This window comes from Candidatus Ozemobacteraceae bacterium (assembly GCA_035373905.1).
Lineage (GTDB): Bacteria > Muiribacteriota > Ozemobacteria > Ozemobacterales > Ozemobacteraceae > MWAR01.
The window spans coordinates 13,152-27,403 of sequence record DAOSOK010000026.1 but is presented as its reverse complement, the minus strand read 5'-3'; the positions used below and the strand labels follow the sequence as shown (position 1 = coordinate 27,403).

The window sequence follows — 14,252 nt, the reverse complement described above, 5'->3', positions numbered from 1 at the left end:
GGTCGGGATCGGCGATTATGCCGATGTATAGAAGGAGAGATGTCCGCACGATGACAACCAGGAAGGAGAAGCTCGAGATGAAACATGAACAGTTCACGATTCATCACCAGCAGGAATGCAAACGCTGCTCCCGGTTCACCATCCTGAAAGCTCCCTGCAGGCCCGAAGCCTGCATTTTCCGCCAAAAGGAAGCCGGCTCCCTCCAGTAATCCTGAGTGTTCCCCGGGCGCATCGCGATGCGCCGCTACATCTCGACGGCCGATCTCACACGCCGTAGGGGCGGGTTTGAAACCCGCCCCGCCCATGATGACGGCCAGGTGATCGTGAGAGTGTCATGCTATGCCGGGGCATGGTAGAATCGACGCATCATGGCACGACAAACCGATCATACGAGTGCGCTGCTGCTGGTCATCGGTGGCGCCTACGTCCTTTCCCAGCTGTATCTCACGGGCTCGCGGGAATTAGGTTCGCCCCCTGAGGGCGTCTCCCGCACGGAATCGTCGCCCCCCTACCGGGTGGAACTTTCCCCACATTCAAGCCTGCATCACGCCTACGCCAACGGACGCACCGCCCTGCATCTCGCGGCGGAAGCCGGATTGAGCGACCTCGTCGAGGTGTATCTCCAGCGGGGCGCGGTCGTCGACGCCCGCGACAACGACGGAAACACCCCTTTGATCCTCGCCGCGGGCGCCGGGCACAAGAAAACGGTCTCCCTTCTCCTCTCGAAAGGCGCGAATATCGAAAGCAGGACGAACGACGGCCGCACCGCCCTTCTCGTGGCGCTCGCCAGGAAGCAGGGTGATGCCGCAAAAGCGCTCGTCGATGCCGGAGCGGACATCAAGGCCGTCGACAACAACGGCTACACGGCCCTGTATTGCGCCGCCGAGAGCGGTCTCGACGAGTGGGTGAAGCGGCTTCTGATCATGCGCCTCGACCCGAATGCCGAACGGATCCACGGCTGGACCCCGCTCCATGCGGCGACCCACCGGGGGCATCCGAAATGCGCACAGTATCTGCTCGAAGCGGGCGCCGACCCGCAGAAAACAGAAGGATACGGGCACTCATCCGCCGACATCGCGCGGGGAAGCGGCAACATCGAACTCCGGACCCTCTTCATGGAGTATCCGTCGAGAACGTTCACCAAGCCCGCCTGGATGAACCCGCCGGCGGAAAACGCACCGCTGCTTCCCGAAGCCTTTCCCGAAACATCGCGTCGGCGACGCTAATTCCCGTAGCCGAAGGTGCTCGTTTCGAACGTCAGAGCGACGACGTTCGGGTTGAGATTTCCCGCATTATCCTCGATCGCGAAGTAGGCGTAGTATATCGTGCCCGGGGCGAGATTCAGGAGATTGATGGCTCCCTCGACGCCGCCGGACTGGGGAAACGTCTCTCCTGCCGCCTTGAGGCCCGCGGCCGTCATGACCGGTTGCGCCGATGTATAGTGTTTGAAATACACATATCCGTCCTCGGTCAGTTTCACCAGCATGTCGGCCGCCGCCATCGTCACATTGGCGGCCTGGGGATACGTCGGTGAGAAGGACGGCGGGATGGCGTCGACGACCACTTGCGCGGCCGACGGCTGGGAAACGTTTCCAACACCATCGATGACATATATTCTATAATTTCCTTCCGTGAGAGGGGCGGTGATGGAGACCGCGGTACCGCTGGCATTGGTCATGTTGGCCGCCGGATAGAACAGCATCGTGCCGTAGGGCGCAAGCCAGATCGTGTTTCCGGTGTCGCCGCTCGATTCGATCGCGACCGGAAGTCCCGGGCGAACCCATGCGTTGGCCGCCAGGACCGCGTTTTGATTCGTCGGCGCCGTGTTGTCGACCTGGACGACGGCCGTCGACGCCGACGACACGTTTCCGGCGAAATCCCGGATGAACAGTCGATAGGTTCCCTCGAGAGCGGGAGCCGGAATGCTCGTCGCCTCCCCATAGACACTCGTCATGCTCTGGCTCTCCGAGAACGTCGTCGTGCCGTGCGGAGCCAGCCAGACGGTGTTGTAGGCGTCACCGCTGGAAAGGATCGCGACGGGTTCGCTGCCCCGGACGATCAGATTTCTCGACAGAACCGTATCCTGATTGTCCGGTGGGATGTTGTCGAAGAAGCGGGTGAGCTGCGTGGCAGTGATATTCCCGTTTCCCCCGGCATCGATCACGCTGTTCTCGAACAGGTTGACCGTGACATCTCCGGATACGAGGGGGTAGATGGTGCAGGAGTAGACGCGGTTCGGCGTTGTCGTCTGGAAGTCGCCCGCGACGGCGTTTTCGAGCGTGAGCTTCGTCAGATTGAAGCCGGTTACATCTTCGCTGAACGTGATCGTGACGGAGAACGTTGCATTCGTCGCATAGGGAGAAAGTGACGTGAGCGCCACCGTGGGCCGGATGTCGTCGAACATCCTGAAAAGCTGCTTCGCCGCCGTATTCGCATTTCCCGCGCTGTCGACGACCTTCCCTGCCGCCAGATCGATCGTGACACTTCCGTTCGTGACCGGCATGACGATGCAGGAAAAGACGCGATTTTCCTCGAGCGTCCGAAGATATTCCGCCGTTCCGTTCGCGATGGTGAGCTTCGTGAGATCGAAGCCGTAGACTTTTTCGCTGAAGGTCACGACCAGAGGAATCGGCGCGTTCGTCGTTGCCGATGCCGTCGTCGAGAGAGTGACGGCCGGACGAGCATCGTACATCCGGACGAACTGCGCGGCGGCGATGTTTCCGGTGCCGGATGCGTCGAACACCTTGTCTGCAGCGAGATCGACGGTGACGGTTCCGGTCGTGGCGGGTGTGATGATGCAGGTGAAGACACGATTGGAAACCGTCATTCGCCGGTCGCTCGCGACCCCGTTCTTCACGGTCAGCTTCGAAAGATAGAAGCCGGTGACCTCCTCGCTGAAGGTGACCGTGAGCGGGATCACGTCGTTTGTCGTCTGCGGCGCGGTGGAGGAGAGGACGACGGTCGGGGCATCCGTGCCGTAACTTTTGGTGAGTCGCACAGCCGCGAGATTCGGATTCCCCGCGGCATCGACGACCTTGCCGGCCGCGAGATCGACGGTGACGAGGCCGGACACGAGCGGAACAACCGTGCAGGAGTAGACCCGGTTTGCCGTTATCTGCTGGAGGTTGATCGCCGTCCCGTTCCCGATCGTCAGCTTGGAGAGATCGAACCCGACGACGTCTTCGCTGAAGGCGATCGTCACCGGGAACGCCGCGTTCGCGACGGAACCGGCGGTGGAAGTCAGGACGGCGGTGGGCGGCGTGAGGTCGTCCTCCGTATCGGAAGCGTTTCCCTCCTGGGTTTCGGAAACGGCGAGACGCAGCGAGGTGGTGCTCGTCGCTCCACGTGCATCGGCCACCGAGACCGCTATCGTCGCCGTTCCCGTCGACAGGGGCGCCGTGAAGTCCGCTGCGAATGCGTCGGTGGCGGTTTTCACGATCGTCCCGCCGGAGGCGGCCCACGAGACGGACATCGGCTTTGCCTGGTCTTCGGGGTCGGGATCGGTCGCGGCGGCGGTGCAGGTGATCCGCTCTCCCGGGAGAAGCGTCGTTTTCGGGACCGTCAGCCGGACCACCGGCGGATGGTTCAGCACGATTTCGCCCGGCGTCACGGGGATCGTCACATCGATCTGCTGGGCCGTTCCGCGCGGAACGAGCGGCACCGTGACGGTCGAACTGGCCGGACGGGATGTCGGCGAGGTCGATGCCGACGTCGACAGGACCGAAAGATCGGTCAGGGTTTCCGCCGTCGGAAGGGGCGGGCTCGAGAAGACCCCGCTGGCCAGCGTCGTGACGATTTCTCCCCAGACGACCAGTTTCACGCCGGCAGGGAAAGGAGTACCGGAGGCATCGCGCAGGACCCCCGAGACGATCTTCGTCGCCGCAAGCAGGCTCATCGCCGGGAACTCGGCCGGCTGTCCCGCAGCCACGGCCAGAGCGCCGGAGCGGCATTTCAGGGATTTCCCCGTCAGGCGGCTCGTGAACGACGCCACCAGCCGATGGCTACCCAATGGAATATGTTCAAATATATATTCCCCGGACGCATTCGTCACCGCGTGGGGGAAAAACGGGAGGCCCTCGATCCACACCTCGGCACCGGGAACGGGCACCAATCCTTCATCGACGGCAAGCACCGACGCGTTCACCAGGGCCTCGTTCGCCAGCACCCGGCCGAACAGGATCCCCTGGCCGGTCTCCGCGGCCGACGGTCCGCCCGAAGGCTCCCCGCCGCCGCTGACACGGCAGCCCGCCGCCACGAGAAGCAGGAGGCCGCCGAGCAGGAGAAGCGGGACGGCGAAGCGAAGCAGGGGCTCGGTGACCCGTTCCCCGCTCGTTGCGCGCTCCTGCGAATCGCTCAGAGGCGTTCCCTCAGCAGAAGGGCGATCAGTTTGCGAAACCGTTCGACGCTGTCGATCTTCACGCGCTCGCTCGGCGTATGCGCGTTCTCGATCGTCGGCCCGAAGGAAACCATCTCCATTCCAGGAATCAGTTCCGCGACGGCCCCGCACTCGAGTCCCGCGTGAACGACGTTGAGCCGCATCGCGGAGCCGCCCAGGCCGCTATATATAGCGCATACTTTTTTCACGAGCGGCGCGTCGGGGCTCGTCTGCCACTGGGGATACGGAACGCCGGCTTCGACGGTGCCGCCGATGCGGGCGACGATCTGACGGAGTTTTTCCCCGAGCTCGGCGATGGCGCGCAGACTGGAGCTCTGGAGGTGGGAAATCAGGACGACGGAGTCTGTCGCCGTCGAGATGACGCCCGGGTTCGCCGAAGTTTCGACGAGACCGGGGAACTGGCTGCTCATCTGCTGAACGCCGCACGGCAGGTCCAGGATGAACTCGGTGAACCGGCGGGTGTCGTTGACGGACAGGGCGTCGGGAACGGCGCCCAGAATCGGGATGACCCGGAGCTCGAGCGCGGGATCGCCCGCGGCGTACTCGCGTCTCAGGCGTTTTTCGAGCATCGGGAGCATCTCGGCCAGGATCGGCAGGTGCTTCGTCGGCACCGCGGCGTCGAGGGTCACGTCGCGCGGGATCGTCGTATCGATGCTTCCGCCGCGGATCGAGATCAGACGCACCGGCACCACGGAGGCGACGGTTTTGAGGAGACGGCCGGCGAGCCGGATGGCGTTGGCCCGGCCGCGGTTGATGTCGACGCCCGAGTGGCCACCGCGCAGCGCCCCGATGACGACGCGTATCGCCTGCACCTCGGAGCCGCCGGCCGGCTTGCGGCTCCACGGGATGACGGCGCGGTCCGCCCGGCCGCCCGCGCAGCCGATGTTCAGCTCGCCCTCGGTCTCGCTGTCGAGGTTGATCAGCCGACGCCCCTCGAACGATGCGGGAGTAAGGCCGTAGACGCCCGAGAAATCGCCTTCCTCGTCGACGGTGAAGAGGAGTTCGAGACGGCCGTGATCGGTGACGGAACCGCGCATGATGTCGAGGAGCGCCGCCACGCCGATGCCGTTGTCGGCACCGAGCGTCGTGCCGTTCGCCGTGACCCACTCGCCCGAAACGACCGGCACGATCGGATCGCGCGTGAAGTCATGCCGGCTTTCGGGAATGCGATCGCCGACCATGTCGAGATGCGCGTGCAGAACGGTGGCCGGCTCGCTTTCGCGGCCGGCGGCGGCGGGCATGATGACGAGAAGGTTTCCGGCCTGGTCGGCCCTGGCCTCGAGGCCGAGGCGACCGGCCTCGGACGTCAGATACTCGCGGAGAGGGCCTTCGTGCTTGGAAAGGCGTGGAAACGCGCTGATATCCCAGAACGCCTGCCAGATTCCGCCGGCAGGGCCGGACCGAAGGGGCTCGGGGCAGGCCGTTTCGGCGGCCTCCGCCCCACAGGGTGAGACGATCATGAACAGCGCCAGCACGAGGACCAGGAAGTCGTTTCTCAATCGAAGGGGACTCTTCATACGTCTCTCCGGGGGGGGGTGTTTTCCCCGATGGTACCATCGAACGCCGTCCGGCGGAATGGGTTGATGCATATTTCTTCGCAGCGTGACACGTTCGTGCATGTCGAGGCGGGCGGGTTTATAACCCGCCCGCCTCGACATCAGATGTAACGCTGGTGGCTCGGGCGGTTCACGAACCGCCCCTACGATCGGAGGGTCGACCGCGTATGGCGTAGGGGCGTTTCGTGAAACGCCCGTGTTCTTGCGCGACAGCCAGGGCTCGGAGAATGTGGTAGAATATCGCCTGAGACAGATCGCAACGTCATTCGACGAGAGGACGCAAGCCGGTGAAACGCCTTTTTATAAAATATTATTCGTTATATTTTATCGTCTGGTCTCTCTGGATCGTGTTCCAGGGTGTCCCCGCCGCCGCCTCGGGCCCGGATCTCATCTACAGCCCGGAAGATCTCTCCTTCCGGGTGGAACAGGCCGCGCGCGTCATCGGCGATGCCGACGTCGAGGCCGTCCTGTCGAGACTGCTCGGGAAAAACGCCTTTCTCATCCCGCTCCTGCAGCTCGACCGGCCGGACCGTCGCGAGACGATCAGGCGCATCCTGCAGCTCGAGGCCGCCGTCAAATCCGTCGATCTGAAGGATCTGGGCACGTTCGAAACGGCCCTCCGTCTCGACGCGTTCACCGACCTGTGGAAGAGCATCCAGGGACTCCGCGGAAAGGAGGTTTCCGATGGCCAACTCGAGGGTCTTCGCCGGGCCGTCGAAACCTACGGGACGCTCGTCGATCTCTCGAGGCGATTCGGCAGCACGCCAAAGCGGGGCCGGTATGCCTACCTGCTCGCCGTGGCCCGCGAGGAGCTCGCCCGGCGCATCAAGGACCCGGAGAAGGTGCGCGCGCTCAAGCAGCTCATCCGCGAGGATCTCCTCGAGGCGCTCGCGAACATCGGCACCCGGCCGGACCGCGACGAACCCGCCACGAAAGCCGATATCGAGGAGAAGCTCAAAACGCTCGACCAGGAGTTCGGCGGCATCAACCCGCTGCGGGCCCCGTCGGGAAAGGGCGTCACGACAACCTCGGCGATGGGCATGCGGCGGCATCCGAAAACCGGCAGGCTGCGCCCTCACGATGGCATCGACCTCGCCGGCGCCGGCTGCGACGGCTGGCCCGTCGCGGCGGCCGGTCCCGGCCGGGTCGTGCGCAGCGACTGGAACGGCGGATACGGGTATATGGTCGTCCTGCGCCACGATCTTGACGCCGGCGTGTTCTACAGCCGGTACGGCCATCTCCGGCGCGAGGGGCGCATCCCCCCCGGAACCGTGGTGGGCCGCGGCGACCGGATCGGGCTGTGCAACAACACCGGCGTTTCGACCGGCCCCCACCTCCATTTCGAGGTCCGGCGCGATGTCGAGACCGGCCGTCCCGTCGATCCGAAGCCTCTCCTCACGGGGTCGGCGGCATATCTTTCCGGCCAATGAGCCCCCCGGGAATTATAAATATGTATAAATATATTTCATTCGCTCTTTTCATCGTGACGATTGTATCGTCCTGTTCCGCGTCGGGAGCCGAGGTCGGCTCGAGTCTGGCGGAGAAGCTCCGGGCGCTGCGCGAGAAACGGGGCGGCGCCGTCGCATCGGCGGTGACGAAGCTTCCCGACCGGCCGGCGGCCCCGCCGCCCGCCGCGCAGACACCCCCCGCGCCGTCTCCGAAGCCGACGGTCGAGGCCGAACCCGACCTGGCCGATCCGGACGGGGTGCTGGCAGACCTCGAGACGCGGAGACCCGCCGATGCCATCGACTGGAAGCCCGTTGTCTCGCTTCCGGATACGGCTCACGCTCAGACAGGGCCCGAGGAGGCTGCGAAATCCCCGGGCCTGCTCGTCTCGGCCGGCGGCGAACCGTTCCTTCTCGAGCCGCGGGAGAGGCAGATTTCCGCTCTCGATCCGGCGAGCGGGCGACTGACGCTGTTCTCCCGCGACCGGTCCCCCGGCCTCATCGAGACGGCCGATGCGGCCGTGCTCGGCAACGAAGGTCTCGCGCTGGCCGACAACAGCCGGCAGGCGGTGTATCTGTTCCGGGCCTTCCGTCACGCGGCGACGATCGGCCTCGTCGGCGAGCGGCGCCTGTTCAGATACATCCGGCATCTGTTCGCGCTTCCCGACGGCCGGTTCGCCGTCTCCGACGCCGGCGCGAACCGCAGTTTTCTCTTCGGCCCCGCCGGCGAGGTGCTGGCCGAGATCGACGGCACCATCGAGCCGGTCTGGCTGGGCGGGAAGTTCGTCCGCCTGTTCACCGACGAGAAACGGGTCCGGGCCGTCGCCGTCGATCCCGGTTCCGGCCGCGAATCGCCGCTCTTCACCTACACGCCCACATCCGGACGGCTCCCTCTCGATGCCAGAGCCGTCGGAACCGCGGGATCGGGAAACGAGCTCGTCGTGCTCGTCTCCGAGGGAACGGGCGACGCCGACCATCCGGCCTGGAGCCGCGTTCTCCGGTACCGCGCCGGGGCCCTCCGAATGGCCTCCGTTCTGCCCGATCTCTCGTTCGACCTCGCCGGCAGGCGCTCCTGCGTGCTGATCGACCATGGCGGCACGGCGAACCTGCTCGCCCTCCGACAGACGTCCGCCGGCATCGGCATCTTCGCCGCCGACCTGCCCTGATCCCGGGTTTGCCAGGCCCGGGACAGGCGCCATCACTCATTGATTCCTGCAGAATGAAAGCCACCCGTTCGCCCTGATCCTGTCGAAGGGCGAAATGAGGAATCATCGGCAAGTGGCTGTTCGTGCTTCGACAAGCTCAGCACGAACGGAGACACGAAGCTGGTTTTTGATATGCAGGACTCAATATTCCGGGGAGGACCGCGAAAACGCCTGCACGGCCGAATCGACATCGTCGAAGAACTCGAGCACATCATGAAGCCCCACCAGCTCGAAAACACGCATGAGCCGCGGCGGAACCCTGGAGAATCTGATGTTCCCTCCTTCCTCCCTGGCCTGGATGGCCTGCGTGATGATCAGGGAGAGGGACTGACTGTCGATGAACGAGACGTCGGCGAGATCCAGAACGATGTTCCGGCACCCCTTCTTCTGGAAATCGTCGAACAGGGCGGTGAAATCCCGGGACGTCTGAAGATCGAGCACGCCCTGCAGGAACGTGACGGAAACGCCGTCCCGGGTCTCCTGGTGATGGATCATGGCCGCGCCTAGTCGACGGTGATCGACTTGCTGACGTTCTTCGGAACGTCGGGATGGACGCCGTGGCCTTCGATCTCGAGGCGGTTCATCATCTCCATCTTGTGCAGGCTCATGCGGAACGCGAGGAGCTGAAGCACGACCGTCGCGGAGAAGATCGTCATCAGCGGGTTTCCGGCGCGCGGGAGTGTTATATATCCATGTCGATATATATTCGACGCCGCCGGCGCGATCGAGACGGCTTCCCGCAGGCGCTCGTCGTCCTCGGCGATCATGAACACGTCGGCACCCCGGATCTTGTGGGTGTTGATCTGCGAGATCGTGAGGTTCACGTCCAGCTCGGCCGGGCCGGTGATGAACAGCAGCGGGTAGTTGCCGTACATGCTGCCGAAAAAGTCGTGTTTCGCGAACACGTCCTTGAACAGCCGCTCCTCGACCGCGCTCGCCAGCTTCGGCGGCTTGTCGTCGAACGCGTATGCCGCCACCGAGTCGAACAGGCGGCCAAGGGCGCGCGCGTCGAGGTTGCGGCCATCCGGGTCCTCGGCGATGCGATGCACGGCCTGGCCGAACGTCTCGAGCAGGCCGCGCACATTGCCGAGGCCGAAGACGGTGTTCACGCCGAGAATCGTGTTCGGACCGTGCTTGAACTCGGACGCCTCGAACCCCTCGGTGTGGTTGAGAACGATCTCGCGGATCTTGAGCGCGCCTTCCTTGGCGATGCCGAGCAGGCGCGTGGCGAGAATGTGCATGCTCGGCGCCTGGTGAACCTCCTGGGCGACGAGTTCGATCTCGCGCGACGTGGTCTTGATCGTCCGGTCGATCAGGCCGGGAATCCGCTCCATCGCGTCGCGCCATTCCACTCCCGATTCTATACTTTCAGCTTTTTTACCACCGCGCTTCGCCGCGGGCTTCCGGCGGCCCTGGCGGTGTTCCTGGAGGCGGACGGCGAGAATCAGCAGGACCATCAGCTGGTTGATGAAACTCTTCGTCGCGGGCACGGCGATCTCGGGGCCGCAGAAGAGCGGGATGCACAGGTCGGACTTTTCCTGGCCCAGCGTCGAGTTGGTGTTGTTGAGGATGCAGACGCGTTTCACGGTCGGGTAGTTCTGCTCGACCATGTTGAACACGTCGATCAGGTCCTTCGTTTCGCCGCTCTGACTGATGCCGATGATCAGGTCGGTCGGCCGCAGGGAGCGCGTGCACTGGGCGCGGAACTCGCCGGGAAGCAGGGGAATCACCGGCAGACCGCAGATCTCGTTGAAGAAGATCGGCGCGGTTTTCGCCGCGTGGAACGAGCTTCCGCAGGCGAGGATGTAGATCGTGCCGCCTTTTTCCGCCGCGCCCGACACCATGCGTAAAAAGGTTCGGATACGCGCATCCACGTCGTCGATGTCGTCGAGGTCGAACGTCGCGTCGATCATCTTGAGCAGCAGGGGCAGGTTGCGCCGGCCGGTTCCGCCGATGTCGCGCAGCTCGTCGAGCAGGCTGCCATAGGACGACTCGAAGCCGGTGTCGCATTCGGCGGGCGGATCGGCCTCGACGAGGCGGTTCAGCTTCGCCAGGTCGGCCGAGTCGAGAAGCGCGGCGGCCTTTTCCCGAAACTGTTCCGAATCCGTGATGCCGGCGAGCCGTGAGACGACCTCCTTGAGCCGCGCCAGCAGCGCCGCCTCGTCTTTTCGCTCGCGCACGCGCCGGGTGATGGCGTTTCCGCCGGCGTACAGGGTCAGCAGCCGCCGGGTCGTCTGGACCTGGCTGGCGATCTCCTGCTCCATGAAATACGTGTACGGCGGCTGGAGGCGAGTCTCCTCGACCTTCAGCAGGCTGCGCTGGGAAGCGCGCTTCAGGCGCTTGCCGCCGCGCAGGTCATACAGCACAGGCTCGGCGCCGGGGCCGAACACGGCGAACTCGTTCTCGCGGATCGGCACGAGGATGCGCGTCATCTGCAGAACCGACGCGAGGTCCGACGAGGCGAGCGTGAAGTTCCCGATCTCCTGGTCGTGGCCGATGCCGATGTAGAGGCTGCTTCCGGCCTTGATCGCGATCATGATGCGGCTGACGGGATCGACGACGACCGAGGCGAACGAGCCGGTCACCTGCTTCGCCGCGTGCAGCACGGCCGCGCGCAGGGCCGCCTCGCGCACCGCCATGTCGTCGGCGTTCTTGTACTGGAGTTCGAGGGCGAAGAAGTGCTCGATCGTGTGGACGAGCATCTCGCCGTCGTTGTCGCTCTTCACGTCGTGGCCTTCGCGGCGCAGCCACTCCTTGAGCCGTTCGCAGTTCGTGATGTTGCCGTTGTGGGCGCCGTAGAAGTGCAGCTTGCACCGCATCTCGTGCGGCTGGGCGTTCTCTTTCGTGACGGCCCCGAACGTGGCCCAGCGCACCTGGCCGCAGAACAGCAGGCCGGGCAGCTTGTCGATGCCGAGCCGGACGACCACGTCGCTCGGCGCCCCGACGTCCTTGCGCAGCACGGTTGTTCCCTTCGCGTCCTGCACAATGCCCCCGGTCGAGTCGTATCCGCGGTATTCGAGCATCCTGAGCAGCCTGGCGGCCATGCCGCCCATCTTCGCGTGTTCACGTTCAAAACTCAGTCCGATGACGCCGCACATCCGATTTCCCTTTCCTTCGAGCAGATTTTGCCGAGAGAATACTCCCGTCTCATCCTCCCTGCCAAGTATTCCATTTTCCTCCCCTCGCCCGGCGCGCAGGGTGGAAAGTCCCGTTCATCCTGAGCTTGTCGAAGGACGAACGGGGCTTTGACAAAACGCGCGTTTTCTGAGAATGTTCAGATGAGTTCAGTGACTGCTGCAGTCACGGGAGGGATGACGATGGGAGAGAAGGAAACGCTGCTCGAGTTGGCAGACGGTTTCATCGAGAACGAACTGGCGCTCGCGGGCCTCTACGAAGCCTGCATCGATTTTCTGCCTGCGTTCAGAAACGTCTGGGAAAGCCTCAAGAACCAGGAAGAGGCGCATGCCGAGGTGTTTCGGCAGATCCGGCGCGCGATCGATGAATCGCACCAGTCCTGGTCTCAGGGGCGGTTTTTCATCCAGACCCTCCGCCTGATGACCGCCGACGTCCGGAAACTGACCGTCGAGATTCGCGCCAGAACCGCGAATCCGCGTTACGTGGTCCAGCACATGATGGACACGGAAAACTCGCTCATCGAATCCGAGTTGACCAAGGCGTTCATCACGAGGGAGGAGCGGTTTCAGGCCCTGTTGTCGAAACTCCAGGACGAAACCACGTCTCACCGCTCGTCGCTGAGGGAAATCCTGCGAACAATCTGAGGTTTCAGCCCTCGTCTGGGATCCCGTCGATGCCGACGCCGTCGAGTTTTTCCAGAACGTTCATCACGTGGGAGATGACGCGCGGCGAACGCAGGATGCTGCCATGCTGCGGCGCGAGAATCGACGCGTTCACCTTCCTGACGCGGCTGATGGCCAGTCGCAGCGCCCGTTCCGACGGCATGATTCCCTTGTGGAACGAGAGCATGTCGGGGAACGGGCAGTCCGTCTCGGCCTTCTTGTTCGGGCAGCTCGTGTAATCCGAACAGACGAAGCATTTTTCGTCGAGCTCGAGAAAGAGGTCCCAGTCGTACCGGTAGCTTCCGAACAGGTCGCTCGTGAACAGGGTCCCGGTGCGCTCGTCGAGGGTGGCGAAACTGCCGGGCGCATGGGCATACGGCGTTCCGATGAACCTCAGCTTCCGATCCCCCAGGTCGAGCGAGTCTGAATCGCTGATATCGGCAAACTTCCCGTGGAACGTTTTCTCGACATAATGCCTGATGAACACGTTGCTTGCATGCTTCGAATAGATGCGCAGCCCGGGGTTCGTGCAGAGATCGAGGAAATTGGGCAGCGAGCCGCACAGGTCGGGGTCGTAATGCTGGTAGATCAGCGCCGTGATGTCTCCCGGGTGAACCCCGGTCTGCAGAACCTTCATCATCACCCCGGCGAAATCGGGCCGGCTGCCGCTGTCGATGATGGCGACGCCCTTTTCCCCCTTCACCAGGTAGGGGTTGCAGTGCAGTTCGGTTTCGCTGTCATACACGCCAATCCAGAAAATGCCCTCGGCAACGCGAATCGGGCGCTCGAATCTCAATTCATTTGACATACGCGGCCTCGCTCATTCCTTCCGAATGTTTGTCCGACCTGCCGGTGACGAAGTAGGCCTTCATCGGCGCCTTGTTCTTGAGGGAAATCTCCCCGCGCTCCTGCCAGGTGAACCGGTCTTTCGAAAGCCGCCAGGTCGATTCGGAGACGTTGATGCGCCCCTTCTCGCCCGACGACTCGAACCGCGACGCGATGTTGACGTTGTCGCCGAACACGTCGAACTGCATGCGGTCGCGGCCCACGACACCGCCCATCACCGGCCCGGAGTGGATGCCGACGCGGAGGTGGAACGGCTCGGGAATCGTCCTGTTGAACTCGTTCATGAACTCGAGGGAATCGATCGCCGCCTCGACGGCCCGGGCGGCATGGTCGGCCAGCGGCTGGGGCGCTCCGAACACCGCCATGTAGGCGTCGCCGATCGTTTTCACCTTGGTGCCGCCATGCGCCTCGACGCGGACGTCGATGCCGCTGAACAGGCCGTGAAGGCACGAGATGAGGGTCTGGGCGGGAATCTTTTCGGCCAGCTTGGTGAAGCCCGCGCAGTCCATGAACAGGATCGTCACGTCGAACTCGCGCGGGGCGTATTCCCCCCGGGTCTTGATCTCTTCGGCGACCACTTCCGGGAGCGTGTTCTTCAGCAGCTGATCGACCCGGCGCTCGAGAAGGACGTATTTCTCGATCACCGACGTCAGCAGGCGCTTCTGGATGGCCGCATCCTCGAGACCGGCGAACGACCCAAGGAGCTCCCTTCCCAGGACGCCGGTGGCAGGCGATTCGGAAGCCGAGGGATCGAGCAGACAACTGATCAGATTGTTTTTGTTCGTATCTTTCGGCATGTGTACGGGGTTCCTCTCACATCGTCATGGTAACGCGCCGGCGGGATCGAGCGCAACACCCATGAGACAGGCATTCTTGACCACCCCGGCATTTATGGCTATGCTTAAATCAGAAGGGCGTGGGGAGGAATTTGTACCGCAAGGGCCGCACAGCAGCAGGCCTAGTCGACACATGCGGCCACGGGAGCCTCTCACCACAGGGTTACGTCC

Annotated in this window: 11 protein-coding genes; 5 read left to right on the top strand and 6 right to left on the bottom strand. The window is 63.8% G+C overall.

The window, feature by feature from the left end; genetic code table 11:
• Window positions 1–50 precede the first annotated feature (50 nt).
• Together PLU72_13390 and PLU72_13385 are read left to right on the top strand one after the other, a co-directional pair.
• Window positions 51–209 (top strand): hypothetical protein, encoded by a 159-nt coding sequence (locus PLU72_13390; GenBank protein ID HOT29173.1) that lies wholly within the window; start codon window positions 51–53, stop codon window positions 207–209.
• A gap of 159 nt (window positions 210–368) precedes the next feature.
• Complete coding sequence (locus PLU72_13385; protein HOT29172.1) at window positions 369–1,226, top strand: ankyrin repeat domain-containing protein; 858 nt, start codon at window positions 369–371, stop codon at window positions 1,224–1,226.
• Here PLU72_13385 and PLU72_13380 read toward each other — a convergent pair.
• Window positions 1,223–4,255: an Ig-like domain-containing protein gene (locus tag PLU72_13380; protein ID HOT29171.1), complete on the bottom strand. Its 3,033-nt coding sequence runs from the start codon at window positions 4,253–4,255 to the stop codon at window positions 1,223–1,225. The genes PLU72_13385 and PLU72_13380 overlap by 4 nt on opposite strands.
• 98 nt (window positions 4,256–4,353) lie before the next feature.
• On the bottom strand, window positions 4,354–5,913 hold the full coding sequence (gene pepD, locus PLU72_13375) for a beta-Ala-His dipeptidase (GenBank protein HOT29170.1): 1,560 nt from the start codon (window positions 5,911–5,913) through the stop codon (window positions 4,354–4,356).
• Window positions 5,914–6,239: 326 nt separating this feature from the next.
• On the opposite strand from pepD, the gene PLU72_13370 reads away from it, so the two are divergent.
• Together PLU72_13370 and PLU72_13365 are read left to right on the top strand one after the other, a co-directional pair.
• Window positions 6,240–7,382, top strand: a complete 1,143-nt coding sequence (locus tag PLU72_13370) for a M23 family metallopeptidase (protein ID HOT29169.1) — start codon at window positions 6,240–6,242, stop codon at window positions 7,380–7,382.
• 20 nt (window positions 7,383–7,402) lie between these two features.
• Entirely contained in the window at window positions 7,403–8,563 is a 1,161-nt protein-coding gene (locus PLU72_13365) for a hypothetical protein (GenBank protein ID HOT29168.1), read from the top strand.
• A gap of 180 nt (window positions 8,564–8,743) precedes the next feature.
• Here the strand turns inward: PLU72_13365 and PLU72_13360 are convergent, their stop codons facing one another.
• Complete coding sequence (locus PLU72_13360) at window positions 8,744–9,097, bottom strand: STAS domain-containing protein (GenBank protein ID HOT29167.1); 354 nt, start codon at window positions 9,095–9,097, stop codon at window positions 8,744–8,746.
• An 8-nt stretch (window positions 9,098–9,105) separates the two neighbouring features.
• Window positions 9,106–11,700 carry an SIS domain-containing protein gene (locus PLU72_13355; protein HOT29166.1) on the bottom strand — a complete coding sequence of 865 codons (2,595 nt, stop codon included), beginning with the start codon at window positions 11,698–11,700 and terminating at the stop codon, window positions 9,106–9,108.
• A gap of 219 nt (window positions 11,701–11,919) precedes the next feature.
• On the opposite strand from PLU72_13355, the gene PLU72_13350 reads away from it, so the two are divergent.
• Window positions 11,920–12,381, top strand: coding sequence for a hypothetical protein (locus tag PLU72_13350; GenBank protein HOT29165.1), 462 nt, complete (start codon window positions 11,920–11,922; stop codon window positions 12,379–12,381).
• A 4-nt stretch (window positions 12,382–12,385) separates the two neighbouring features.
• Here PLU72_13350 and PLU72_13345 read toward each other — a convergent pair whose 3' ends face one another.
• Entirely contained in the window at window positions 12,386–13,207 is an 822-nt protein-coding gene (locus PLU72_13345) for an MBL fold metallo-hydrolase (GenBank protein ID HOT29164.1), read from the bottom strand.
• Window positions 13,197–14,042, bottom strand: coding sequence for an adenylate/guanylate cyclase domain-containing protein (locus tag PLU72_13340; GenBank protein ID HOT29163.1), 846 nt, complete (start codon window positions 14,040–14,042; stop codon window positions 13,197–13,199). The genes PLU72_13345 and PLU72_13340 overlap by 11 nt, the downstream gene beginning before the upstream one ends.
• Window positions 14,043–14,252 lie beyond the last annotated feature (210 nt).